This is a genomic window from Brevibacterium linens ATCC 9172 (assembly GCF_900169165.1).
GTDB lineage: Bacteria > Actinomycetota > Actinomycetes > Actinomycetales > Brevibacteriaceae > Brevibacterium > Brevibacterium linens.
In genome coordinates this window covers 21729-46676 of sequence record NZ_FXYY01000001.1, presented here as the reverse complement: position 1 = coordinate 46676, position 24948 = coordinate 21729, and the positions used below count along the sequence as shown (strand labels likewise).

The following is a 24948-nucleotide window of genomic DNA, read 5'->3' as shown; positions in this document are numbered from 1 at the left end:
ACATCGGGTCAGAATCGACTCGAATATCGTCGGCCCTTCGCTCTTGCGCAGCTGCCGAGGGAATGCCTCAGCAGACTTCGAACAGTCCGGCAGCTCCCTGTCCCCCGCCGATGCACATCGTGACGACGACGTACTTCACTCCGCGGCGACGTCCCTCGATGAGGGCGTGCCCGACAAGCCGGGCACCGGTCATTCCGTAGGGGTGTCCCACAGAGATGCCGCCGCCGTCGACGTTGTATTTCTCCGGGTCGATGCCGAGCCGGTCGCGGCAGTACAGCGCCTGAACAGCGAACGCCTCGTTGAGCTCCCACAGCCCGATGTCATCGATCGACAGACCATGGGTCTTCAGCAGCTTCGGAATGGCGAACACAGGTCCGATGCCCATCTCGTCCGGCTCGCACCCGGCCACGGCCATGCCGCGATAGACCCCCAACGGTTCGAGCCCGCGACGGCTGGCCTCTTCGCTCGACATGACCACCGAAGCGGAGGCTCCATCAGAGAGCTGAGAGGCGTTGCCGGCGGTGATGCTCGGAACCTTCGATGCCACACCGGGCTCGAGAACCGGGTTGAGTCCGGCGAGGCTGTCGAGCGTCGTCGACGGCCGATTGCCCTCGTCGGCTTCGAGCAGCACATCCTGACGCGAGGTCTCCTTCGTCTCCTTGTCGACGACGACCTTCGTCGTCGGCAGAGGCACGATCTCGTCGTCGAACCGACCGGCTTCCTGAGCGGCGGCGGTGCGCTGCTGCGAGGACAGAGAATACTCGTCCTGAGCCTCACGGCTGACACCGTAGCGTTCGGCAACGACCTCGGCGGTCGCCAGCATCGGGTAGTAGATGCCCGGGACGCGCTCTTCGAGCCACGGATCCTTGGCCCGGAACATGTTCATCTTGTCGTTCTGGACCAGCGACACCGACTCCACGCCACCGCCGACAGCGATCTCCTGGCCGTCGAAGAGCACCTGCTTCGCCGCGGTGGTGATGCCCATCAGCCCGGACGAGCACTGCCGGTCGATCGACATTCCGGGGACCGTGACAGGAAGTCCGGCTCGCAGTGCCGCCTGCCGAGCGACATTCGTACCTTGGCTGCCCTGCTGCAGAGCGGCACCGAAGACGACGTCTTCGACCTCGCCTCCTTCGAGGCCGGCCCGTTCCACGGCGTGTTTGATCGCGTGGCCGGCCAGCTCCTGAGCCTGGGTGTCATTGAAGGCACCACGGTAGGCCTTGCCGATCGGCGTGCGGGCCGTCGACACAATGACTGCTTCTCTCATAGTTCTCACCTTTCGAAGATGTTCGTGAACCCGTCGCGAGGACGGCGGCGATCAGTCCTTCGGACCGCCGGCAACGTAGATGACCTGACCGGAGACGAAACCGGCGCCTTCGGAGGCGAGGAACGATGCCGTGTGAGCGATATCCTCGGGCTTTCCGGAACGGGCCACGGGGATCTGCTTGACCGAAGCTTCGACGAAGTCGTCGAACCCCATCCCCACGCGCTCGGCAGTGGCCTTGGTCATGTCGGTTTCGATGAAGCCGGGGGCAATGGCGTTCGCGGTGATGCCGAACTTGCCGAGCTCGATCGCCCAGGTCTTCGTGATGCCCTGGATACCGGCCTTGGCGGCGGAGTAGTTCGTCTGTCCGCGATTGCCCTGCGCCGAGGTCGACGACATCGAAATGATGCGGCCGAACTTCTCGTCGACCATGTAGGACTGGACGGCCCGCGCCATGAGGAAAGCTCCGCCGAGATGGACGGAGAGGACCTTGTTGAACTCCTCGTACGTCATCTTGAACAGGAGGTTGTCGCGCAGAATACCGGCGTTGTTGACCAGAACGGTCGGCGCACCGAGGGTCTCGGCGACCTGCTTGACCGCGGCATCGACCGAGTTCTCGTCGGAGACGTCGGCCTCGAGTCCGAGAGCTTCGCCGCCGGCGCCCTTGATGGCGGCGACGGTATCGTCGGTCGGACCCATATCGAGGACGGCGACCTTGAGTCCGTCGGCTCCGAGCCGCTTGGCGATGGCGGCTCCGATGCCGCGGCCTCCACCGGTGACGATTGCAGTACGAGTCATGAACACGCTCCTAAAGATGATGTTGCGTCATTGCCGAAGGGAACCGAGTCATCAACTGCGGTTCGCGTCCGCATCGGACCTGATGTGACACAGATCTCGCATGCAGTTATGCCCACTGTAGACCAGATCCGCCACTGAACGATTGTTTGCTCACCTTTCAGACAGAGAGCCGCCTCGAACGCGTCAGCGACCCGAAACATCTCCCGACGTTTCTGCGCACATGTCGCCCGACCTCGTCTTATGCCCTCCGGGCCACATCCGATCCCGAAGATTATCGAACGTTCAAAAATCTAGCTCAAAACCATTGACTTCACCAGAGTGATTTGGAAGTGTTCACATCAGTCGAAGTCCACTACGGATTGACGACGACTCCGAGCACGGTCACTGACGACGGCTCGGGAAACGTGTGGAGCAAACGTGTTCCAAGAGCTTTTCAAAGGAGAAAAGATGAACTCTGTCTCGCGAAGTCGCCGCCGCAGACTATCGGCAGCCGCAATCATGGGTGCCATCGCCTTGACCGCCACCGCGTGCGGCGGCGGTGGTAGTGGCTCGGGTGAGGGCGACTCAGTCGTCATCGGCTACACCGGACCCCTCAGCGGAGGAGGCGCCGCGTACGGTGAGAACGTGAAGATCGGCCTCGAAATGGCCATCGCCGATCTCAATGCGGACGGTGTCGAGGTCGATGGCGAACCCGTGACTCTGGAGCTGAAGTCCCTCGACGACAAATACGCACCGTCGACTGCCGCCAGCAATGCTCAACGACTGGCCGACCAGGACAAGGCCCCGGTGGTCGTCTCCCCGAATGCCGGAGCGATCAAGGCGATTCAGCAGATCAACAGCGGCAGATCGAACTTCCTCATCTCCGCATACACCTCGGATCCGGCGATCGTGCAGGCGGACAATCCTCTGACGATGATGATTCCCCCGAATTTCGAATCCTACGCGACGGAGTTCTCCGAAACCGCCATGGAACACGGAGCGACGCCGGCGGAAAGGTCGGCGGAGACAACAGCATCGACTATGCCACCGTGTCCGATTTCGCGGGGCCCGTCTCGAAAGCCCTGGCCGAGAAGCCCGACGCGATCTTCGTCGGCGGACCATCCCAACCGACCGCTCTGATCATGGAAGAAGCTCGCAAGCAGGGCTTCGAAGGCAGCTTCCTCGTCATGGACCAGGCGAAACTGGATGAGATGGCGACGGTGACGGAGCTCGACAATCTCAAGAACTCGGTCGGAGTTCTGCCCGTCTCCGAATATCAGGATCCGGGCACCGAAGACTTCCTGAAGAAGTTCGCCGAGAAGGCCGGTGAGAAGAAGGTCCCGACCAGCGAAACGGCACTGAACTACCAAGGAATAGCGATCATCGCCAAGGCGATGGAGGTTGCGGGAACGACGGACGACCCCGAGAAGATCAGGGAAGCCATCGGTGAAGCACTGCCGGAGGTCGATGACAAATACAAAGTCAATGGCTTCCCCGATGAGATCACGGAGCAGGGGCACCTCCTCAACCCCGACCTGGAGGCAACTTTCCTCGATGAGGACGGCGAATACACGAAGGTGCCGATCGAACAGGCATCCGACGACAAGTAATCTCCGTCAGCGGCATCTCCCAGGGGTGAGGCGCGTCCGTGCGCCTCACCCGGGCCGCACTCATGCCTGCAGAGGACCCGATTCACCATGACCCTCTTCATCCAACAGCTCTTCAACGGCCTTGCGCTGGGCGGCGTCTACTGCCTGGCCGCGATCGGTCTGACCTTGGTGTTCGGAGTGCTGCGCATTCCCAACCTGGCTCACGGTGCGCTGTATATGCTCGGCGCCTACATCACCTACTTCTTCCTCACAACTGTCGGTGTTCCCTATATCGCGGCGATCGGCATCGCGGCGCTCGTGCTCTTCGTCGTCGGCGTCGGGCTCGAACGTCTCGTGTTCCACCCCCTGCGCAACTCCCCGCACACTCACCACATGATTGCGGCAGTCGGTGCGATGTTCTTCTTCCAGGCTCTGGCTCAAGCGATCTGGGGCGCCGACTTCCGCCGCATGGACACTCCGATCACCGGCGAGCTGCGAATACTCGGCGCCGAGATCTCTGCGCAGCGCATCGTCATCATCGTCACCGCTGTGATCGTGCTGGCGCTGCTGGCGTGGTTCATCAAACGATCCATCCACGGTCAGACGATCGAAGCGATCGAACAGGATCGCGTCGGTGCATCGCTCGTCGGCATCAACCCGTCGATGGTCGCGATGCTGACGCTGGGTCTGTCCGCCGTGCTCGCGACCATCGCGGCGGGACTCGTCGCACCGATCAATCTTCTGTCACCGACGATGGGAGACGCACTCAACCTCAAGGTGTTCGCCATCATCATCCTCGGCGGGCTCGGATCTCTTCCGGGGGCCATCGTCGGCGGATTCGCACTCGCGATCGCCGAGACGATGACAGCGACCTACATCTCCTCAGCGGTCGGCGAGGCCGTGGCATTCGTCGTTCTCGTGGCGGTGCTGGCCATCAAGCCCAACGGACTGTTCACGAAGGCGGTGCAGCGATGAACTCCATGAAGAATCCTCGAATCATCGGCACCATCGCCGTCATCATCCTGCTCGGCCTCACGCCCCTGGCGTTCGGGCAGGAGAACTACACGATGCGGGTGATCACCGTAGGCATGTGTGCGGCGATCGCCGTCTATGGTCTCAACATCATCCTCGGCTTCACCGGTCAGCTGAATCTGGCTCAAGGCGGATTCTTCGGCATCGGCGCCTACGGGGTGGGGCTGCTCACCACCGACTACGACTGGTCCTTCTGGGCTGCCTTCTGCGTGTCCGTGATCGGCACCGCGGTCATCGGCTACCTCTGCGGGCTGATTGCGCTGCGGACCAGGGACGAATACTTCGCCATCTTCACCATGGCCATCGGCTTCATCATCTTCCTCGTCATCAGCCGCTGGGAGTCCGTCACTCATGCACATTCCGGAGTCAACAATGTGAAGTTCCCCGAAGGCGGAGGACTCATCGACTTCGAATCCCCCACTGCGATGTTCTACCTCGTCTTCGCCGTTCTGCTCGTCTGTGTCTACACGACGTACGCGATTCGGCGCTCAAGCGTGGGCCGCACGCTGCTGACCATCAGAACGAGTGAAGATCTCGCGGATGCGATCGGTGTGCGTGTCGGCTTCAGCAAACAGCTCGCCTTCGCGGCATCCGCTGTCTTCGGAGGGATGGGCGGAGGTCTCTACGCATCCGTGGTCGGCTTCATCGGACCCGATTCGGCGACGATCGACAAGACCTTCGAATTCCTCATGTTCATCCTCGTCGGAGGAATGGGCACTGTCGCAGGTCCCCTGCTCGGGAGCATGATCGTGACATTCCTGTTCGAACTGTTCCAGGACTTCCAGGCGTATCGATTCATCGTTCTGGGCCCCATCATCGTCGCCCTCGTGATCTTCGCACCGCGGGGAATCGTCGGTTACCTCGGCGGTATCGTCGACAGACGCAATCGACGACGCAGGGCCGAATCTGCCCGCGGTGCCGATGATGATCATGAATCGACAGATGCTTCGACCTCCGGCGGAACGGGCGACCACCGCGCACGGAACGTCGCCGACGGAGTCGACTCGAGTGTCGGCCGGACCGGAAGCACCCCGTCGTCCGAGGAGACGAAATGACAATGCTGGAAATACGAGACCTCGGTAAGCGCTTCGGCGGACTCGATGCGGTCAAGGACGTCGACCTGGACGTCGAGGCGGGCCAGATCACCGCTGTCATCGGTCCCAACGGAGCAGGCAAGTCGACGCTGTTCAACCTCGTCCATGGCTTCTATCGACCCACCGCGGGGACCATCACTTTCAAGGGTGACGACATCACTCATTCGTCCCCGCACCGTACGGTGGCCGGCGGTATCGCGCGCACATTCCAGACGACGAATCTGTTCGACGACAGCACCCTGTTGGAGAACGTCCTGGCCGGTCGGATCGTCCGTTCGAAGTCCACTGTCTTCGACGCTGTCTTCCACACTCCTCGCCACCGTCGTGAATCACGGATCAACGAGGACAAGGCGATGGAAGCTCTCGAGTTCTGCGGAGTCGCGGACTATCGGCACGATCTGGCGTCCAATGTTCCGCAGGAGGTTCAGAAGCGCACCGCAGTGGCCATGGCCCTGGCCACGGAGCCTGAGCTGCTGCTGCTCGACGAACCGGCCGGCGGCATCCCCGAAGAGGAGACCGTCGACTTCGGCAACCTCATCCGCTCCCTGCCGCAGCGAGGGGTCTCCGTCCTGCTCGTCGAACACAAGATGACGATGATCATGGACCTCGCGGACACGATCCTCGTCCTCGATCACGGGCAGAAGCTGGCGCTCGGTGCACCGGCGGAGATCCAGTCGAATCCGGATGTCATCCGTGCCTATCTCGGTTCGACAGCACAGGAGGAGGACTGATGCTCACTCTCGACAATGTCAGCACCGGATACGATGCCGCCGATGTGCTCCACGGCGTGAGCATCACTGCGCGGCCCGGAGAGCTCACCGTGGTCCTCGGCGCGAACGGATCAGGCAAGACGACTCTCTTCAAGACCATCAGCGGACTGATGCGGGTCCGTACCGGTTCGATCACCTATGAGGGACGGCCGCTGCATCGAGCACGCGCGAATGCCATCGTCAAGGCCGGTATCGCGCACTGCCCCGAGGGCCGTCACCTGTTCGGGAAGATGTCGGTGGAGAAGAATCTGCGTCTGGGGTCATATCCTCACCGGAACGGTTCTCGAACCGAAGAGATCTACTCTGACGTGCTCGATATGTGGCTCTTCGTAATTGAGAGTGTAGATCGGTGATTCCAGGACACGGCGAGTCGCTGCGCGGATAGACGTCGAGGTCTTCCGATGATGGAAGTTCTCACACAATCCATCCGAAAGACCTCGACGTGGCCAAGCCTACTTACTCGACCCCTGACCTCACGACATTCTGCCGACTCGACACCCTCGACCTCACCTGCACCGGCCAAGACATCACCGGGCACAAGGCCATCTTGGAATGCCAGCCCAACACTGCTGATGACTGGTGCCGACGGTGCGGTGGCCACGGGATCATTCGCGACACCGTCGTCCGCCAGCTGGCCCACGAACCTTTCGGCCACCGACCAACTACGCTTCATCTTCGCCTCCGCCGTTACAAATGCATCGAGTGTGGCCGCGTCTGGCGCCAAGACGCCACAGCCGCGGCACCACCACGAGCGAAGATCTCGCGAACCGGCCTCGACTGGGCGCTGCGTGCCCTCGTCATCGATCACGACACCGTGTCCGTCATTGCACGCAAGCTCGCCGTGTCCTGGCACACCGCGAACTCCGCTGTCCTCGCTGAAGGTCAGCGGTTGTTGATCAACGACCCGACTCGTTTCGACGCGGTCAGCGTCATTGGTGTCGACGAGCATGTATGGCGGCATACCCGGCGTGGTGACAAGTACGTCACCGTCACATCGACCTCACCCCGATCAGCGAGGGAACAGGCCCGGCACGCCTGCTCGACATGGTGGCTGGCCGTTCGAAGCAGGTGTTCAAACAATGGTTGAAAGCCCGACCGAAAGACTGGCGTGAGGGCATCGACGTCGTCGCGATGGACGGATTCTCCGGCTTCAAAACAGCCTCAGCTGAGGAACTGCCCGACGCTGTCGAAGTCATGGACCCCTTCCACGTCGTCAAACTCGCCGGTGATGCCCTCGACGAGGTACGTCGCCGAGTTCAGCAAGAGACAACCGGCCATCGCGGACGAGCAAAGGACCCGTTGTACCGGGCAAGAAGAACTCTGCACACGGGCAGCAGCTTACTCACGACCAAGCAGCAGGAAAGAATCGCGAACCTCTTCGCTGACCCGAACTTCACCGAAGTCGAAGTCACCTGGGCCGTCTACCAAGACATTGTCGGCGCCTACCGAACCGCGGACCGCAAAGAGGGCAAGAGACTCTTGCAAACGGTCATCGACGCCCTGACAACGAATCTGCCATCCGAACTTGTCGAGCTCAAACGGTTAGGACGAACGTTGAAGCGTCGAGCTGTTGATGTGCTCGCGTTCTTCACCCGACCGGGAACGTCGAACGGTCCCACTGAAGCGATCAACGGCAGGCTCGAGCATCTACGTGGGTCCGCGCTGGGATTCCGCAACCTCACGCATTACATCGCGAGGTGTCTGCTCGAGTCCGGTGGCTTCAGGCCGGTTCTACACTCTCAATTACGATGAGCCGGAAAACATCAAGGATGAACGTCGTGTACACCCACCCAGCAGACGTCGGAACATACGTGATGTCCGCAACCCACAAACAGTTGGGTGCCGGTGCTGCGAACTCGCGTTCGACGAGATCATCCGGACATTCCTCAGCACGTGCTGAGGCCGTCTTCGGACGCTTCCGCTTCCGCCGGATTCCGTCGATACCCAACTGGCGCATCAACCGTTCCACCGTGCAGCGGGCCACCGGACCAAATTGATCGGCGTACTCGCGGTTGATCGCCTTCCACATCTTCCGCACTCCATAGCAGGAATAGTTCGCCTCATAGACATCCTGGATGACCACCATCAGTGCTTGGTCCCGGCGGGCCCGGGCTGATGGTTGACGCTTCTTGTAGGCGTAATACGAGCTCACAGCAATCCGTGCCGCAGTCCCGGACAGGGCGCGCACGATTGGCTCGACTCCGAACTCGTCGCGATTGTCGTCGATGAAGGCGACGATTCCCGCGCAAGCGGGAGGTACCCCCTCTTCGATGGGCGGTCGAGCTCCGCCGCGAAGAAAGCCGACGCTCTCTTCAGAATCTCGTTGGCCCGCTTCGCTTCGGCCAACTCAGCCCGGAGCCGACGGTTCTCCGCTTCCAGGTCGACCGACTCGGCCGGTGTGGCTTTGCCGGAATCCTTGTGCTTTCGCACCCAGACCCGCAAGGTCTCTTTGCTCAGACCGAGTTCGTTCGCGACACGGGTGATCGCTCCGTTCGCGGTGTCGGGGTCGGCCTGGGCGTGGATGACGAGCTCGACGGCACGAGCCTTGAGTTCGTCGGTGTATTTCACTGGCAAGAGAGAATCTCCTTCTTCCAATCTCCCTGCCTCTATTATCCCCGGGGCGATTCAGCATTCCAAGATGGCCTTGTGCCCGGTGATGTCTTGGCCGGTGCAGGTGAGGTCGAGGGTGTCGAGTCGGCAGAATGTCGTGAGGTCAGGGGTCGAGTAAGTAGGCTTGGCCACGTCGAGGTCTTTCGGATGGATTGTGTGAGAACTTCCATCATCGGAAGACCTCGACGTCTATCCGCGCAGCGACTCGCCGTGTCCTGGAATCACCGATCTACACTCTCAATTACGAAGAGCCACCTATCTACGGCCCCTCCGTGATTGGTGCGCCCACATGCACAGGTGCATTTGCTACTCATATCGGCTCCCTGACATGACTCAGTACACTTCTTCCCGGTCACCTTGGTTTCCTTCATCAGTAGGCACTTCCCGAACTCAGGGATGAAGTAGTGCTCCAGGAGTACGTCAAAGTACGCAAAAGGGATGATGAACGATCTTGGATTGAAGCGGTCTCTGTCGGTCACGAATACGCGGGGATTGGTGTATCCGGCGTGATCAATCATGGTCTGCCTGATGAAGTAGTCCTCTGAGAAGACTCCCCTCCTCTTCGGCACGGTGACGAACATTCCTTTGTATTCGTATCGCCATTCCACCTTCACGAAATCAAGTTCTTCGTTTGACATTATTTCTCCATTCATTTCCTTTGCTAAGTTTATCGGACATACACTATTCTAACATAAATCTGTTTTGAAAGATTTTGGCAAAGAAAAAACCCTCCAGGTGTCCAGTCTGGAGGGCGAGAAGTAATGCATCTATATCTATTATATCAAAATCTAACCGGCTCTACCGGAAATGAGGACCAGCCCCCTACTTAGTAGGAGACCGGCCCTTTCGGTTATTGACGGGTTTTATACATTCATCTTGTCAGAGGTTGAAGAATTGCGTCCACCAACAAAGAGGATGATCGTCCAAGCGATTGCTCCCAGAATGAAGGGTGAACTGACTACCCAACCTATAAGCATGAACGCATTGACGGTAATCCAACCATCTTCGGCAGTTCCAGCCCATACTGATGCACCAATGCACGCAATCAGCAGTAACACAGCAATGACTACCAGTAGGATGTACAGCACTCTAACGAAAATATTTCTTGGCATCACCTGGGGCTTCCTTTCCCTTTGTAGTGACTCTTTCCGCCAGCTCGAACAGCCTCAAAGTAGATCACGGCCACTGTGTAGCATGAGGCTTTTCCGCTCTTCTTCTTTTTACATATTCCCTTCATGTTCGCGCGAAAATCAGTATCGCAACGAATACGATCCTTTTTGGAATCTTTACTGTAACACCGATCATGCTTGTCACAAGCTGGTTTAAAGAGCTTATTCCACTTACTCGCGGCCTTTTTAAGAGCCTTCGGTGTCGAACAGCCGTTTGGTGCGGCCTGTGCCGTAAGACCACTGTTCTCAAACTCACTGATTAGGGCTTCTTCCGAGATATCGCCTTCGACTTCGATTCCGTCTGCCCTAGCCTTTACAAGAGCATCGTGAAGACGGCTGACCGCTTCGCGGTCTATGTCTTCGCTCTCCGTCGCTGATGACGCGGTGACACCGACAGTCATCGTCAGCGTCAACACAGCGACAAGTGCGACCAGATACCGCGTGGTCAGGGCTACAACTTTCATGGGGATGGGGTTCCTTCCGGCGAATCAAAAGTAGTTGCTTCTCTAGGGTTGCATCACTACCAAAGAACCCGCATCCCACAAAAGGATGAAATTTGGTAGTTTCTTTTTCAATTGAAATTCCCCGCCTCCTACTGGGAGACGGGGAACTCGCCGGGTTGGTTTCAGCCGCGAGCTTCAGGCTTACCGGCATCGGTCCACTTCTTAATCAGGTCAGCCGCGATACGCCCACGGTCCGCAACCTTCTCACCCTGCTCCTGTAGCCAAGCGCGGCACTGTGCAAGCTCTTCTGAGGACAGGCCCGAGCCTGAGGAGCTGGCGGCCCGAGAACGGCGCGTGACCGATACCTGAGGTTCATCCACCTCGGCCTCTTGCACGAGATCATCCAGGTACTCTTCAACGCGCTTGTATTCGTCCTTGGTCAGAGCCAAGTTGTAGCTACGGCCCTTCCAAGTGACCTCCGCGCGAGCCAGGTCTTTCTCTTCAATCTGGTCCCCGGAAACGTCTGAGACGTAAATGGTCTTGGTGATGATTGCCATGAGTACTCCTTAATAGGGGGTCTAACATGATCAGGCTACAGGCTTACCCTCTTTAATCCAAAGCTTCAGGTACTCGAACTTAATATTTCCTCTTACGGAGACCTTCTCCTCATAGCCGTTTGCCCTCAGCCAAGCTCTCGCCTGTTTGGTCTTCTCACTACTCAAACCCTGAGTGTTTGCCTTCTCCACCTTTGCAGAACCGTCATAACTCATTTTTTCCTGAGTCAGTGTGTAACCGGCTTTGCCAATGATGGAGAAGGACTGATCCGGATTGAGCGTGCACTTCTCTACAAGCTTGGTACGCACGTACAAAGCCCACTCAGAAGGAGACGTGTCCTCCTTGTGCTCCAAGGCTTGCTGATCGACTTCCAGAGGAGTTGCTAGAGCTAGCTCCCCTTCCGCCTCACTCAGTTTGATCTCAGCGGTTTTCACATCTTCGCGTCTAGCCTCAAGAATCTCCTTGCTCTCCTCCAGACTCAGGCCTAGTACGGTGACCGTCTCAAGGAACTCCTGAAGCTTGCTCTTAGCCGCTGTGAGAGCGTACTCAGCTTCTTTTACGTCCTCCTTGAGCTGTGACTGTGTTTCCGCGTCCGGGAGAGCCGCTACGATCTGGTCCATGTACTGAGAGACAAACAGCATGAAGGCATGATCCGCTTGGAGCCGATAGATTGCCTTCTGTTTGCATGTGCCTTTGTTGCGCCGATGTAGGCAACCTAACCGCGTAGCTCCGTCTTTGTTTCGCTGGATCATCCCTACCGGACCTCCACACGATCCGCAGACCATGAGACCCGAGAGCGGCCACTCAGGGTATTTGTTCCTAGCCGGTGCTTTGGAATTCTGATTCCTCCGCGCCTCAAAAGCTGTGTATAGCTCCTTGGAGATAATCGGTTCATGAGAACCAGGGAATTCTTCTCCCTTGAACTCGATAACTCCGGTCTGGAATTTCTTCCGCATGAGACCGATCAGAGTAGGGAATGCCCAGGCATCAGTTCGGTCTGTAATCGTCGGAACACCGGCCTCATTCCATTCAGCCGTAATCGCACCAAACGATTTCCCGCCCACGTAATCCGGCTCTTCGCAGTTGAGGGTGTAAAACCGGGTGCGCGTCGCTACCCGGAAACAGGTCGAGGTCTTCCGAAGATGGAAGTTCCTACACTCTCCAACCGGAAGACCTCGACTTGGATCAGCCTACTTTCTCCGCCCCTGACCTCACCACCTTCTGCCACCTCGACACACTGAACCTCTCCTGCGTCGGCCAGCAGCTCACCGAACACGAAGCGCTCCTCCTGTGCACACCGACGAACACCGACGACTGGTGCCGAAAATGCGGCGGCCACGGCGCGCCCCGAGACACCGTCACCCGCCGCCTGGCCCACGAACCCTTCGGCCACCGACCCACCACCCTCCACATTCGGCTCCGCCGCTACAAATGCCTCGAGTGCGGGCACGTCTGGCGCCACGACACCGCAGCCGCGGCACCGGCCCGAGCGAAGATCTCCCGCACCGGACTGGCCTGGGCACTACGAGCCCTCGTCGTCGACCACGCCACCGTGTCCGTGATCGCGAAGAAGCTCGCCGTGTCCTGGCACACCGCCAACGACGCGATCCTGGCCGAAGGTCACCGTGTCCTCATCGACGACCCCACCCGGTTCGACGGCGTGACCGTCATCGGAGTCGACGAGCACGTGTGGCGGCACACGCAACGCGGGGACAAGTACGTCACCGTGATCATCGATCTCACCCCTGTCAGGGACAAAACGGGCCCCGCCCGGTTGCTCGACATGATCGAGGGACGGTCGAAAGCGGAGTTCAAGACCTGGCTGGCGGAGCGATCGCAGGAATGGCGGGACGGGATCGAGGTCGTGGCGATGGACGGGTTCACCGGGTTCAAAACCGCGGCCGCCGAGGAGCTGCCGACCGCAGTCGAAGTGATGGATCCGTTCCACGTCGTCAAGCTCGCCGGCGATGGTTTGGATGATGTGCGCCGCCGAGTCCAGCAGGAAACACTGGATCATCGGGGGGAAGAAGGGTGACCCGTTGTATCAAGCCCGTCGCACCTTGCATACGGGGTGTGAGTTCCTCACCGAGAAGCAGCAGAAGAGGATCGCTGAATTGTTCACAAACCCTGACCATGCCGATGTGGAGGTGACGTGGAGTGTGTATCAAGACATCATGAGCGCTTACCGGAATCCGGACCGCACGGTGGCCAAACGGATGCTGGAGTCGGTAATCGCATCGATCTCGTCGGGAGTACCTGCAGGTCTGATTGAGTTGCGGAAGTTGGGCCGCACGTTGAAGAAAAGGGTAGGAGATGTGGTGGCGTACTTCGATCGGCCGGGAACCTCGAACGGCCCCACCGAGGCTTTAAATGGGCGTCTGGAGCATCTGTGGGGCTCGGCGTTGGGGTTTCGGAATCTGACGCACTACATCGCCAGGAGCCTGCTCGAAGCCGGAGGATTCAGGCCCCGGCTACACCCTTAAACGCGAAGAGCCCGATATGTTTCCGATCCTCAAGGAGAAGGCCAGACAGCCGGCAGGCTCGCTGTCGGGCGGGCAGCAGCAGATGGTCGCGATCGGCCGAGCACTGATGTCGGATCCGAGTCTGCTGATCCTGGATGAGCCGTCGATGGGCCTGGCGCCCATCATCGTCGGGCAGGTCCTCGAGTCGGTCGCCCAGATCAATCGCAACGGCATCGCAGTTCTGCTCAGTGAGCAGAACGCGAACGCATCACTGGCAATCGCCCACAGGGGATACGTCCTTGCCGAGGGGCGGATCGTCCTCGCCGATGATGCCTCCCGGCTGCTCGACAATCCTGACGTGCAGGCGGCCTACCTCGGACTCTGACGGGCGCACGGGGCCCACCCGTTGAGAAGGACACCGGTGCGGATGAGATCTCGCCGAGGCGGCTCGGCCACCTCGGCGAGATTTCGCTGAGTTCGTCTGCCGGTTCGTTCCGGTCTGTCGGTCCGGCGTGTGATCAGCCGTGAATCGGCAGTCCAGCCAGCTCAGTGCGACCGACCTTACCGGTTCACTCGTCGAGGAACCGCGAGACGTCCCCGGCTCCGACGCGAGCCACCTCTGGGTACTTGCCGGTGAAGTCGATGACCGAGGTCGGCACGACTCCGGGGACTCCGGACTCGATGACGATGTCGAGGTCATTGCCGAGCTGGTTCATGACATCCTCGGCGTGGGTCAGCGGATCCTCATCGTCGGGCAGCAGCAGCGTCGAGGACAGGATCGGCTCCCCCATCGCCTCGACGAGTGCGAGTGCCGTGACGTTCTGCGGGATCCGAGCTCCGACCGAATGCTTCTTCGGGTGCATCATCCGGCGCGGAACTTCCTTCGTCGCCTTCATGATGAACGTGTACGGTCCCGGCGTCATCGACTTGATGGCACGGAAGTCGGAATTGTCGACGATGACGAACTGACCCAGCTGGGCGAAGTCGTGGCACATGAGTGTGAAATGGTGCTTCGAACCGAGTTGTCGGATGCGAGTGATCCGCTCGATGCCGTCCTTGTTGTCCAAGGCGCAGCCGAGGGCATAACAGGAATCCGTGGGATAGGCGATCAGGCCACCGTTCCTGAGTGACTCAGCGGCCTTCTCGATCAGTCGGTCCTGCGGGTTCTCCGGATGGATATTCAGTAGTGTCGCCATACTTCATGCTAACCACTCTGCCGTCACAGTGCGAGGGCTCGAGGCGACAAGCGGCCGGAAAAGCGAGAATGTGGGATTCACCGGACCGCGGGCAGTCTCAGACCGAAGCCGCCGAGCGCTTCCGCCGCTCCCGCTGACTCATCAGTGCGCAGCCTGATGCTTCTTCAGGCCCTTGACCAGTTCGGCGCGTCCGGTGTCCGGATCGGAGGCGAGAAGGATATTGACCCACCTGGCCTTCGGGTCAGCGTCGACCAGCAGGGCCTTGATCAGCAGGGTCGCCGGCAGCGCCAGCAGGGCGCCGAGCCAGCCGAGGATCCACACCCAGAACAGCAGGGACAGGAACGAGATCAGCGGGGTCACACCCACCGACTCGCCGGTGAACTTCGGTTGGATGATCGCCTGGATGACGAAGTTGAGCACGCTGTAGGCGATGACCACCCACAGCGCCGACTGCCAACCGCTGTCGACCAGCGCCAGCAGAGCGGGCGGGATGAGACCGATGACGAAACCGATGTTCGGAATGTAGTTCGTCAGGAACGCGAGCACACCCCACACCCAGATGAGCGGGACGTCGATGATCGCCAGGGCGATGACGTCGAGGAATGCGACGATGAGGCCGAAGACCGTCGCCACCACCCAGTAGCGGCGGACGCCGCTGGCGAAGTCGCCGATCGACGCCGACAGTGACGGCTTGACGTCGAGCAGCATCGCCATCCGCTTGTCGATGCCCATCGAATCCATCGCCACGAAGAACACCGCCATGATGACCGTGGTCAGCAGGCCTGCCACCGACGACAGATTCGTCAGCAGCGGGTAGATGGCGTCGAGCACGGAACGGACATCGAAACCGGAGAGCTGCTGCTGGATCACCGAGGACGTCACTCCGATGTCCGACAGCAGCGCCAGCGCGTTCTGGTACGTGGCGGCGAGTTCGTAGCTGTAGCTGGGGATGAGGATGACGAGCTCGGCGACCGACCACGCGGTGAGGCCGAAGAACGCGAAGATCATGCACAGCACGAGTACGACCGAGATACACGCCCCGATCGCCCGCGGCACCTTGATCCGAGTGAGCAGCCGCTGCACCGGGTAGACGACGATATAGAAGTTCAGGGCGAGGAACACCGGGGCCACGATGTCCTGGAGTCCGCGGAAGAACATCAGCGCATAGGCCAGCCCCGCCAGCGTCACCGCGATCATCAGCGCTCGCGCCGGCGGCCGCGCATGCCAGGGTCGTGGCTCGCCTGCCATGCCGGGTTCGGAGCCGGGTGCGAAGCCAGGTCCCACCGTCACCGAGGCGGCCGGACCGGGAGCGTTCCCCACCGAGGCAGCCGGACCGGGAGCGTTCCCCACCGAGGCGGCCGAACCGGGAGCGTTCCTCACCGAGGCGGCCGGTGCGGCCGTCCCCGACGCAGGGTCCGCGCCTGCGGGCTTCGAGGCCGACGCAGAGGTCGCCGCAGGGCCCGCGGGCTCGGAATTTGCGCCGGGCACCGGTCGTGAGGACGGCGCAGACTCGGCCGGGCGTGCGGCATCGCCGGGCGATCCGGCCGCACCGTCAGCGGAGCCCGACGAACTCGTCTGCTCGTCCTCGTTCATTCAGCGTCCCCGACGCTTCTCACGGATGCGCATCGACACCTCGATGGGGGTGCCCTTGAAGCCGAAGGTCTCGCGCAGACGACGGATGATGAACCGACGATAACCGGGATCGAGGAAACCGGTGGTGAAGAGCACGAACTTCGGCGGACGCGACTGCGCCTGAGTGCCGAAGAGGATGCGCGGCTGCTTACCACCGCGCACCGGGTGCGGGTTGGCTGCGACGAGCTCACCGAGGAACGCATTGAGCCGTCCCGTCGGAATGCGAGTGTCCCAGCCGTCGAGAGCGGTCTCCATCGCCGGAACGAGCTTCTCCGCGTGACGTCCGGTCTTCGCCGAGATGTTCACGCGAGGCGCCCACGCCACATGGCCGAGGTCCCGTTCGATCTCCCGCTCGAGGTAGAAGCGACGTTCGTCATCGAGCAGATCCCACTTGTTGAACGCCAGCACCACGGCGCGTCCCGCCTCGACGGCGGTCGTGACGATGCGGACGTCCTGCTCACTCAGCGGGTCCTGGACCTCCATGAGGACGAGGGCCACCTCGGCGCGTTCCAGTGCGGTCTGTGTCCGCAGCGCGGCATAGAAGTCGGCGCCGCTGGCCTGATGGGCTCGACGACGGATGCCGGCGGTGTCGACGAAGCGCCACTGCTTCCCACCGAGCTCGATGAGCTCGTCGACGGGATCACGCGTGGTGCCGGCGACGTTGTCCACGAGCACCCGGTCGGAACCGATGAGCTGGTTGAGCAGGGAGGATTTGCCGACATTCGGACGACCGACGAGGGCCACCCGACGCGGTCCGCCCTCTTCGACACGGGTGTCGACGGCCGAGACCTCGGGCAGGATCGTCAGCACTTCGTCGAGCAGGTCGGCGACTCCCCGACCGTGCAGAGCCGAGACGGTCCACGGCTGGCCGAGGCCCAAGCCCCAGAGTTCGGCGGCCATGAGTTCGCCGCGTTCGTCGTCGACCTTGTTCGCGGCCAGCAGGACCGGCTTCTTCTTCCGGCGCAGCATCTTCACGACCATCTCATCGGTCGAGGTCGGACCGGTCGTGGCATCGACGACGAGGAGGACGGCATCGGCCATGTCCACGGCGACCTCGGACTGGATCGCAATCCGCGAGGCCATACCCTTCGAGTCCTGATCCCACCCGCCGGTGTCGACGAGGGTGAACTCCTTCGTGTTCCATTCCGCCCGGTAGCTCACCCGGTCACGGGTGACGCCCGGAACGTCCTCGACGACGGCTTCGCGGCGGCCGAGGATGCGGTTGACCAGCGTCGACTTGCCGACGTTGGGGCGACCGACGACGGCCAGCACCGGTGCGGCGCCGAGGGCCTCGTCTTCGTCGTCGTCGAAGCCGTAGGCGCGCAGCAGCGCCCGGTCCTCGTCTTCGAGCTCATAGCTTTCGAGTCCGGCCTCGAGCGCGGTCGCCCGCTGCTCGGCCTCCTCGTCGCTGATGCTCTCGACACGGTCGACGAGGTCGTCGTCGGGTGTCTCATGGAATCCGGATTCGCTCATTGTGAGTCCTTCACCAGCTGCAGCACCGTCTCGACCACCTGGTCGAAGTCGATGTCGCTGGTATCGAGTGTGTACACTCCGTCGGCGGCCTCGAGGAAGCTCGTCGTGGCGGAGTCCTTGGCGTCACGGCCCGTGACGAGGTCTTGGGTGGCGGCGATCGCCTCGGCGTCGGCATTGCCGTGCACTTCCTTCGCCCGGCGGGCCACACGGACCTCGTCGCGGGCGGTCATGAGGATGCGCACATCGGCGTCGGGGGCTACCACGGTCGTGATGTCCCGGCCTTCGACGACGATGCCCTCGGGCGCGGCGGCGATATAGGCCCGCTGCATGTCGATGAGCTCCTCGCGGGCGTCGACGACGCCGGAGACCGTCTGCACGTTCGCGGACACGTCCGCACCGCGGATGTCCTCGGTGACATCGATGTCGTCGACGGAGACGAAGAATTCGTCGGGGCTCAGCGAGATCTCCAGATCCGCACCGCGCACCTGCTCGAGCACGTCGACGGGGTCGGTGACCCCGCGGTTGAGGCACAGCCACGCCATCGCCCGGTACATCGCACCGGTGTCCAGGTACTGGAAGCCCAGCCGACGCGCCACCTCCTTGGCGGTGCTCGACTTGCCCACTCCGGACGGTCCGTCAATGGCTACGACGCTCATGCAGTTCCTTCTTTCTCGATGGCGGATTCGGGGATCTGCCATCCCTTCGACAGCAATCCGATCTCCAGCTCCTGCTGGATGGCCGGGACCACGGACACGTCGACCATGCCCAGTTTCCGACCGGAGGCGTGATCCATCCGGAAATCCTCGACATTGACGCCGAGGTCGCCGATGTCCTTGAACAGCCGGGCCAGCATTCCGGGCGTATCCGGAACCAGGATCGTGACAACAGCATAGGTGGTCGGCGGCTGCCCGTGCTTGCCGGGAATCCGGTCGTGGCCTTCGTTGCCCAAAGCGATCGCCTTGGCGAGCAGACCCGTCGACCCGGGGCCGAGTTCGAGAGCGCCGATGACCTCGTCGAGCTCGGTGCGCAGAGCGACGAGCACGGAACGGACCTCCTCGGCGTTGCCGGTCAGGATCTGCGTCCACAGCCCCGGGTCCGAAGCGGCGATGCGCGTGACATCGCGCAGTCCCTGCCCGGCCAGCGAGATCTCCTCCAAGGGCGCATGCCGCAGCTGCGAGGCGACCAGGGAGGAGACGATCTGCGGCACGTGCGAGACCTTCGCGACCGCGGCATCGTGGATGCGCGGATCCAGGTGGAGCACGGAGGCGCCGGTGTCCTCGGCCATGGCGATGACCTCGCCGAGGCGGTCGGCCGGGGTGTCCTCGTCCGAGCAGATCACCCAGGGTCGGGCCGTGAACAGGTCCGATTGGGCGGCGATCGCCCCGGACTTCTCGCGTCCGGCCATCGGGTGGCATCCGATGTAGCGATCGAGCTGAGTGCCCGTGACCAGTTCGCGCACCGCTTCGAGCAGGCGGGTCTTGACGCTGGCGACGTCGGTGACCGTGGCGTTCGGGAAGTCCCCGAGCGCTGCGGCGATGACGCGGGCGGCGACGTCGGGCGGGGTGGCCACGACGACGATGTCCGGGTGTTCGGGTGCACCGACCTGACCGGCACCGAGGTCCGCGGCGAGCTGCTGCGCGGTCGGCGACGTGTCTTCGAGACTCACCTGATGGCCCTGCGCGCTCAGCGCCAACCCCAGGCTGGCACCGAGCAGGCCGGTGCCGATGATATGGACTCTCACAGACCGACGGCCTCGAACAGTGCGCCGACCTCATCGGAGCGCAGCGGGCGGATCTTGCCCTGCTTCTGCTCGTCGAGGACGATCGGTCCGAACTTCAGCCGGACGAGGCGCTCCACCGGGTGTCCGATCTCGGCCAGCAGGCGGCGCACGACGCGGTTGCGGCCGGAGTGAAGAGTGAGTTCGACGACGGACTTGCCGGGGGTCGAATCGACGAGCTTGAAATCATCGACCTTGACGAAGCCGTCCTCGAGGTCGATTCCCGCCTTGAGGATAGCTCCGGCGTCCTTCGCCAGCTGGCCCTTGACCTTCGCGAGGTAGGTCTTCGGGATCTCGTAGCGCGGGTGGGCCAGCCGGTTGCTCAGCTCCCCGTCATTGGTGAGCAGGATGATGCCTTCGGTCTCCGTGTCGAGACGGCCGACATGGAAGAGGCGCTCGTTGTTGTTGCGCACATAGTCGGCCAGGCAGGGCCGGCCCTCGGGGTCGCTCATGGTCGACACGACACCCGCGGGCTTGTTGAGCACGAGGTAGACCTTCTTGGTCTGTGTCGAAATTCTCACTGTGTCCACGTACACGGACTGCGTTTCCGGGTCGATCCGGGTGCCCAGCTCGGTGACGATGCTGCCATCGACCTCGACGCGACCGTCGACGATGAGCTGCTCACAGGCACGACGTGATCCCAGACCCGCCTCGGCGAGCACCTTCTGCAGCCGCACACCCCCGCTGACGTGCGCGTCCGATGTCTGACCGGCACCCGACCCGCCGCTGCTGGAGGCGTGATTGGCCGTCGCTGCGCGTTGTTTTCGGCTGGGTCGGTTCTGGCGCCCGCCGGGGGCGCGGTGATCACGGTAGGGACTCATACATCCATTCTCTCAAATCAATCAGCCACTCGTGACATCTCAGCGGTCGAATCGGAATCGGCGTCGAGATCGTCGTCGGAATCGTCGTCGAGGGCGCCGTCGATCTCGGCGAGCACCTCGGTGTCCTGCGCGCCGAGTTCGGCGACGTCGGCGTCTTCGGGCAGATAAGGGGCGATGTCCGGCAGATCGTCGATCGCGTTCATGCCCATCGTGTCGAGGAACGTACGTGTGGTGGCATAGAGCAGCGCCGAGGTGGTCGCCTCCTTGCCGGCTTCGACGATGAGTCCGCGCAGCAGCAGAGTGCGGATGACACCGTCGACGCTGACTCCGCGGATGGCGGCGATGCGGGGCCGGGAGATCGGCTGCCGGTAGGCGATGACCGCAAGCGTCTCGAGTGCGGCTTGGGAGAGTTTCGCACTCTGCCCGGCGGTGAGGAAGTCCTTGACGACTTCGTGGTAGTCGCCGCGGGAGAAGATGCGGAAACCCCCGGCGACGTGACGGATCTCGAACCCGCGCTGGCGGTGGTCCTCATCCCCGTCGTAGTCGGCTTTGAGGATGCGGATGGCTTCGAGGACGGTGTCTTCGTTGAGGCCGAGGGAGCCGGCGAGGTCTTCGGCGGTCACGGCCGAATCGGTGATCATGAGCACGGCCTCGATGCCGGCGAGGATCTCGTCATCGATCATTCCGCACTCCCCTCTTCTTCTTCGACTTCTTCTTCGTCGCCGCTCCAGTCGCCTTCGGTGCGCAGGTCGACTCCGTCTTCGTTCATCTCGGTCCGGTGGATGAGCAACCGCCCCAGAGGTTCGGGCTGGTCGAAGTCGCAGAGGCCGACCTTGAACAGTTCGAGCAGGGCGAGGAATCTCGCGACGACGACCAGGGTGTTCTCGGCCGTTTCGAGCAGGTCCTGGAAGTCGACGTCTCCGACGCGCAGCAGGGACAGGATATGCCCGCGCTGCTCGGAGACGCTCACGAGCGGCAAGTGGATATGGTCGACGGCGACGCTGGGCGGGGTGTGATCGCGTTGGAGCACGGTGGCGAAGATTCCGGCCAGTTCGCCGGGTCCGATGTTCAGCTCCAGCGGCGGCAGCACGTCTTGGAACTGGGGCTCGAGGTCGACATCGCGGGGGGCGCGGATGGAGCCGGCGGCCATCGCCTCGGCCAGATACCCGGATACGGACTTGTATGCCTTGTATTGCAGCAGCCGGGCGAAGAGGAGGTCTCGGGCCTCGAGCAGCTCGAGGTCGAGGACCTCGTCACCGTCTTCGTGCGGCAGCAGCCGGGCCGTCTTGAGGTCGAGCAGGGTCGCGGCGACGAGGAGGAACTGGGAGATCTCGGCGAGGTTCGCCTGATCCTTGAGCTCGGTGGTGTAGGCGATGAACTCATCGGTCACCTCGGCCAGCGCGATCTCCGTGACGTCGAGGCGACGTTTCGAGATCAGACCGAGCAGCAGATCGAAGGGGCCGGTGAAGTTCTCCAACCGCACCTGGAAACCCTGCGCGGCGTCATCGCCGGAGTCGGCCTCGGTCGGTACGCCGGCCGCCTCCTCCTCGTGGACTGCGGAGTCGCTCAGGGTGCGCCTCCGCGGGCGATGAGCTCCCGGGCCAGTCGACGGTAGGCTTCGGATCCGGCGTGCTTCGGGGCGAAGCTCGTGATCGGTTCGGCGGCCACGGAGGCGTCGGGGAACTTCACGGTGCGGTTGATGACGGTCTCGAAGACCTTGTCGCCGAAGGCTTCGGTGACGCGCGACATGACTTCCTTCGAGTGCAGGGTCCGCGAGTCGAACATCGTGGCGAGGATGCCGTCGACCTCGAGTGAGGGGTTGAGTCGGTCCTGGACCTTCTCGATGGTCTCGACGAGCAGGGCGACACCGCGCAGGGCGAAGAACTCGGTCTCGAGCGGGATGACGACGCCGTGGGCGGCGGTCAGAGCGTTGACGGTGAGCAGTCCCAGCGAGGGCTGGCAGTCGATGAGGATGACATCGTATTCGTCGGCGACCTTCGACAGGGCACGGGCGAGCACCTGCTCGCGGGCGACCTCGCCGACGAGCTGGACTTCGGCGGCGGAGAGGTCGATATTGGCCGGCAGGATGTCGATGTTGTCGAAGTCCGTTCCGACGATGACTTCGTGCGGGTCCAGTCGCGGGTTCATCAGCAGGTTGTAGATGCTGATGTCGAGTTCATAGGGGTTGAGTCCCAGTCCGACGGACAGGGCGCCCTGCGGGTCGAAGTCGACGAGCAGCATCTTGCGGCCGTACGCGGCCAGGGCCGCACCGAGGTTGATCGACGAGGTGGTCTTGCCGACCCCGCCCTTCTGGTTGACCATCGCGATGATGCGGGCGGGTCCGTGCGACGCCAGGGGTGCCGGCTCCGGGAAGTCCTGGGGCTCGCCTGCTGCCGACTTCTGCTGGGGGATATCCAACGCCTCTTGCGTATTCATCTCTCGGATGGCCACCTTTCGTTGCTCTGCGTCCAACCCTACCGCGCCCGAGGGTGCGAGGTCGCGTACACTTCCCGCAGTGTGTCCTCGGAGACTTTCGTATAGATCTGCGTCGTCGTCACCGAGGCATGGCCGAGCAGCTCCTGGACGACGCGGATGTCCGCTCCGCCTTCGAGCAGATGCGTGGCGAATGAGTGCCGGAAGGTATGCGGAGACACCTCGGTACCGATGGCCGCCGCTTCACCGGCGTCCTTGACGATCTGCCATGCCGAGACCCGGGAGAGTCGAGTGCCTCGGGCGTTGAGGAACAGGGCCCCGGCTGGAGCCGAGGATCTCGCTCTCGCCGCCATCGACGGCCGCACCCGCGACACCCAGGCCCCCAGGGCTCGGGCGGCGTGGGATCCGACGGGCACGATCCTCTCCTTCCCGCCCTTTCCGTAGAGCCGGACGAGCCCGGAGTCGAGGTCGAGATCGTCGAGGTCGACGCCCACGGCTTCGGAGATGCGCGCCCCCGTGGCGTAGAGGAGTTCGAGAAGGGCCGCGGCCCGGATCTGGACGGGTTCGTCACCGTCGGTGGTCGCGATCATCGCTTCGATCTCGTCGAGCGCCAGGGCCTTGGGCAGCCGCAGTCCTTCCTGCGGTGGGCTGACCTCGGAGGCCGGATCCGTGGGCGCGAGGTTCTCCCCCAGTGCGAAGGTGTGGAATCGGCGCACCGCGACGAGTGCGCGTGCCCGGGTCCGCGGTGCCAGTCCCGAATCGAGCAGGTGGAGGGCGAAGTTCTCCACCTGCTGTCGATCGACCTCGCCGAGGCGGCTCACCCCGTCGTCGGTCAGCCAGGTGCCGTACCGGGCGAGGTCACGGGCGTAGGCGTCGATCGAGTTCATCGACAGTCCCCGTTCGAAACGCAGGGAGGCGAGATAGGACCCGAATGCGCTCCGCAGGTCCTCGGGAAGGTCCTCCGGCAGCAGTTCGGCGCCGTGCCGAGCCATAGGGTCTCAGTCCTCGCCCGCGCCGGTCTGTGTCGACGGTGAAATCCCGTCACCGGTACCGGTCGTCTCCGCCGTGGCCGAATCGGTGGTCTCGACGGTGGCACCGCGGCCGAAGTCGGGGCGACCGTCGACGAGTCGCCTCGGCGCATCGACGGCCCGCCGTTTGACCGGTGCTCCCGCTGCTTCGGCGCGCAGCACGCGGTCGACCTGAAAGATCGCCAGTTGGGCGATCGCGTTGGTGATCCGCCCGTCGGCCACGGCCTCGAGTGCCTCGTCCATGCCGACCCAGGCGAAGCGGAACCCCGCTTCTTCCTCGCCCCGTTCGTGACGGTCGGCTTCGGGCACGGAGGACAGCCCGCGGGCGAGGTAGAGACGCATCGTCTCGGAGCTGCCGCCCGGGGTCAGGCAGGAGTCGCTGAGCACGTCCCAGTGTGCGGCCGTGAGGTCAGCTTCCTCAATAAGTTCCCTCTTCGCCGCGTCGAGCGGGTCCTCGCCGGGGATGTCGAGCAGACCGGCAGGCACCTCCCACAGTCGGGCGCGGACGGGGTGCCGGTACTGCTGGGCCAGCAGGATCCGCTGGTGGTCGTCGACGACGGCGATGCCGACGGCCCCGGTGTGCGCCATGAGATCGCGGACGAGCCCGGAGGCCTCGGGCAGGTCGAAGGTCTCCTTGCGGATGTCCCACACCGCGCCTTCGTAGACGACCTCGGAGGAGGTGATCGGCGGGATCACCGGTTCGTCGGCGAGGGGCTGTTCATGGTCTGTGCTCATCTCATGGTCTGTGCTCATCGGCGCCCTCCCTGAAATCGACGGTGCTGAACTCACTGGTGCTGAACTCGACGGTGGTGGAACGGCGAAT

The 24948-nt window shown here is 62.5% G+C and carries 26 protein-coding genes and 2 pseudogenes; 9 read left to right on the top strand and 19 right to left on the bottom strand.

The window, feature by feature from the left end; genetic code table 11:
* Window positions 1-67: 67 nt before the first annotated feature.
* Complete coding sequence (locus BLIN9172_RS00225) at window positions 68-1267, bottom strand: acetyl-CoA C-acyltransferase (RefSeq protein WP_101553333.1); 1200 nt, start codon at window positions 1265-1267, stop codon at window positions 68-70.
* A gap of 51 nt (window positions 1268-1318) precedes the next feature.
* Window positions 1319-2062: an SDR family oxidoreductase gene (locus tag BLIN9172_RS00220; protein WP_101553332.1), complete on the bottom strand. Its 744-nt coding sequence runs from the start codon at window positions 2060-2062 to the stop codon at window positions 1319-1321.
* Between the two features lie 447 nt (window positions 2063-2509).
* Here BLIN9172_RS00220 and BLIN9172_RS18390 point away from each other — a divergent pair, with 447 nt between their 5' ends.
* The 7 genes and pseudogenes from BLIN9172_RS18390 to BLIN9172_RS00190 all read left to right on the top strand — a co-directional run bounded on the left by BLIN9172_RS18390 (window position 2510) and on the right by BLIN9172_RS00190 (window position 8278).
* Window positions 2510-3181 (top strand): ABC transporter substrate-binding protein, encoded by a 672-nt coding sequence (locus BLIN9172_RS18390; RefSeq protein WP_257904146.1) that lies wholly within the window; start codon window positions 2510-2512, stop codon window positions 3179-3181.
* Window positions 3091-3651 (top strand): ABC transporter substrate-binding protein, encoded by a 561-nt coding sequence (locus BLIN9172_RS18385; RefSeq protein WP_257904145.1) that lies wholly within the window; start codon window positions 3091-3093, stop codon window positions 3649-3651. The genes BLIN9172_RS18390 and BLIN9172_RS18385 overlap by 91 nt, the downstream gene beginning before the upstream one ends.
* Before the next feature lie 87 nt (window positions 3652-3738).
* Complete coding sequence (locus BLIN9172_RS00210; protein ID WP_025780096.1) at window positions 3739-4605, top strand: branched-chain amino acid ABC transporter permease; 867 nt, start codon at window positions 3739-3741, stop codon at window positions 4603-4605.
* A gap of 5 nt (window positions 4606-4610) precedes the next feature.
* On the top strand, window positions 4611-5717 hold the full coding sequence (locus BLIN9172_RS00205; protein ID WP_240811940.1) for a branched-chain amino acid ABC transporter permease: 1107 nt from the start codon (window positions 4611-4613) through the stop codon (window positions 5715-5717).
* Window positions 5714-6487, top strand: coding sequence for an ABC transporter ATP-binding protein (locus BLIN9172_RS00200; protein ID WP_197021774.1), 774 nt, complete (start codon window positions 5714-5716; stop codon window positions 6485-6487). The genes BLIN9172_RS00205 and BLIN9172_RS00200 overlap by 4 nt, the downstream gene beginning before the upstream one ends.
* Window positions 6487-6879, top strand: coding sequence for an ATP-binding cassette domain-containing protein (locus BLIN9172_RS00195; protein ID WP_101553329.1), 393 nt, complete (start codon window positions 6487-6489; stop codon window positions 6877-6879). The genes BLIN9172_RS00200 and BLIN9172_RS00195 overlap by 1 nt, the downstream gene beginning before the upstream one ends.
* Before the next feature lie 89 nt (window positions 6880-6968).
* Window positions 6969-8278: pseudogene (locus BLIN9172_RS00190) on the top strand (ISL3 family transposase).
* Here the strand turns inward: BLIN9172_RS00190 and BLIN9172_RS00185 are convergent.
* The 6 genes from BLIN9172_RS00185 to BLIN9172_RS00160 form a co-directional block, all read right to left on the bottom strand.
* Window positions 8247-8678 (bottom strand): IS3 family transposase, encoded by a 432-nt coding sequence (locus BLIN9172_RS00185; protein ID WP_101553328.1) that lies wholly within the window; start codon window positions 8676-8678, stop codon window positions 8247-8249. The pseudogene BLIN9172_RS00190 and the gene BLIN9172_RS00185 sit on opposite strands and share 32 nt — an antisense overlap.
* A complete protein-coding gene (locus tag BLIN9172_RS00180; RefSeq protein WP_164742806.1) occupies window positions 8675-9094 on the bottom strand; it encodes a transposase in 420 nt (139 codons plus the stop codon). Before BLIN9172_RS00180 ends, BLIN9172_RS00185 begins: the two co-directional genes overlap by 4 nt.
* A 263-nt stretch (window positions 9095-9357) precedes the next feature.
* Window positions 9358-9774: a hypothetical protein gene (locus tag BLIN9172_RS00175; RefSeq protein ID WP_101553326.1), complete on the bottom strand. Its 417-nt coding sequence runs from the start codon at window positions 9772-9774 to the stop codon at window positions 9358-9360.
* A 473-nt stretch (window positions 9775-10247) separates the two neighbouring features.
* Entirely contained in the window at window positions 10248-10769 is a 522-nt protein-coding gene (locus tag BLIN9172_RS00170) for a phospholipase A2 (protein ID WP_101553325.1), read from the bottom strand.
* Window positions 10770-10930: 161 nt separating this feature from the next.
* The gene (locus BLIN9172_RS00165) at window positions 10931-11305 is read right to left on the bottom strand and encodes an Lsr2 family DNA-binding protein (protein WP_101553324.1); all 375 of its coding nucleotides are present in this window, start codon (window positions 11303-11305) and stop codon (window positions 10931-10933) included.
* Window positions 11306-11335: 30 nt separating this feature from the next.
* On the bottom strand, window positions 11336-12367 hold the full coding sequence (locus BLIN9172_RS00160) for a recombinase zinc beta ribbon domain-containing protein (protein ID WP_101553323.1): 1032 nt from the start codon (window positions 12365-12367) through the stop codon (window positions 11336-11338).
* 116 nt (window positions 12368-12483) lie between these two features.
* Here BLIN9172_RS00160 and BLIN9172_RS00155 point away from each other — a divergent pair.
* Window positions 12484-13786 (top strand): annotated as a pseudogene (locus BLIN9172_RS00155) (ISL3 family transposase).
* A 16-nt stretch (window positions 13787-13802) separates the two neighbouring features.
* The gene (locus BLIN9172_RS00150; RefSeq protein ID WP_276608123.1) at window positions 13803-14150 is read left to right on the top strand and encodes an ABC transporter ATP-binding protein; all 348 of its coding nucleotides are present in this window, start codon (window positions 13803-13805) and stop codon (window positions 14148-14150) included.
* A gap of 184 nt (window positions 14151-14334) precedes the next feature.
* On the opposite strand, the gene BLIN9172_RS00145 is transcribed toward BLIN9172_RS00150, so the two are convergent.
* From BLIN9172_RS00145 to BLIN9172_RS00095, 11 genes are all read right to left on the bottom strand, one after another.
* The gene (locus BLIN9172_RS00145) at window positions 14335-14961 is read right to left on the bottom strand and encodes an L-threonylcarbamoyladenylate synthase (protein WP_101553322.1); all 627 of its coding nucleotides are present in this window, start codon (window positions 14959-14961) and stop codon (window positions 14335-14337) included.
* Window positions 14962-15102: 141 nt separating this feature from the next.
* Entirely contained in the window at window positions 15103-16554 is a 1452-nt protein-coding gene (locus BLIN9172_RS00140) for an AI-2E family transporter (protein WP_257904144.1), read from the bottom strand.
* Complete coding sequence (gene der, locus BLIN9172_RS00135; protein ID WP_101553321.1) at window positions 16555-18066, bottom strand: ribosome biogenesis GTPase Der; 1512 nt, start codon at window positions 18064-18066, stop codon at window positions 16555-16557.
* Window positions 18063-18722: a (d)CMP kinase gene (gene cmk, locus BLIN9172_RS00130; RefSeq protein WP_101553320.1), complete on the bottom strand. Its 660-nt coding sequence runs from the start codon at window positions 18720-18722 to the stop codon at window positions 18063-18065. Before cmk ends, der begins: the two co-directional genes overlap by 4 nt.
* Window positions 18719-19807, bottom strand: a complete 1089-nt coding sequence (locus BLIN9172_RS00125) for a prephenate dehydrogenase (protein ID WP_101553319.1) — start codon at window positions 19805-19807, stop codon at window positions 18719-18721. Before BLIN9172_RS00125 ends, cmk begins: the two co-directional genes overlap by 4 nt.
* Window positions 19804-20664, bottom strand: coding sequence for a pseudouridine synthase (locus BLIN9172_RS00120; RefSeq protein ID WP_101553318.1), 861 nt, complete (start codon window positions 20662-20664; stop codon window positions 19804-19806). The genes BLIN9172_RS00125 and BLIN9172_RS00120 overlap by 4 nt, the downstream gene beginning before the upstream one ends.
* A gap of 17 nt (window positions 20665-20681) precedes the next feature.
* Window positions 20682-21347, bottom strand: coding sequence for an SMC-Scp complex subunit ScpB (gene scpB, locus BLIN9172_RS00115; RefSeq protein WP_101553317.1), 666 nt, complete (start codon window positions 21345-21347; stop codon window positions 20682-20684).
* A complete protein-coding gene (locus BLIN9172_RS00110) occupies window positions 21344-22147 on the bottom strand; it encodes a segregation and condensation protein A (protein ID WP_101553316.1) in 804 nt (267 codons plus the stop codon). The genes scpB and BLIN9172_RS00110 overlap by 4 nt, the downstream gene beginning before the upstream one ends.
* 83 nt (window positions 22148-22230) lie before the next feature.
* Window positions 22231-23100: a ParA family protein gene (locus tag BLIN9172_RS00105; RefSeq protein ID WP_025780119.1), complete on the bottom strand. Its 870-nt coding sequence runs from the start codon at window positions 23098-23100 to the stop codon at window positions 22231-22233.
* A gap of 38 nt (window positions 23101-23138) precedes the next feature.
* The gene (gene xerD, locus BLIN9172_RS00100) at window positions 23139-24089 is read right to left on the bottom strand and encodes a site-specific tyrosine recombinase XerD (protein WP_101553315.1); all 951 of its coding nucleotides are present in this window, start codon (window positions 24087-24089) and stop codon (window positions 23139-23141) included.
* Between the two features lie 6 nt (window positions 24090-24095).
* Entirely contained in the window at window positions 24096-24878 is a 783-nt protein-coding gene (locus BLIN9172_RS00095; RefSeq protein ID WP_240811939.1) for an NUDIX domain-containing protein, read from the bottom strand.
* Window positions 24879-24948 lie beyond the last annotated feature (70 nt).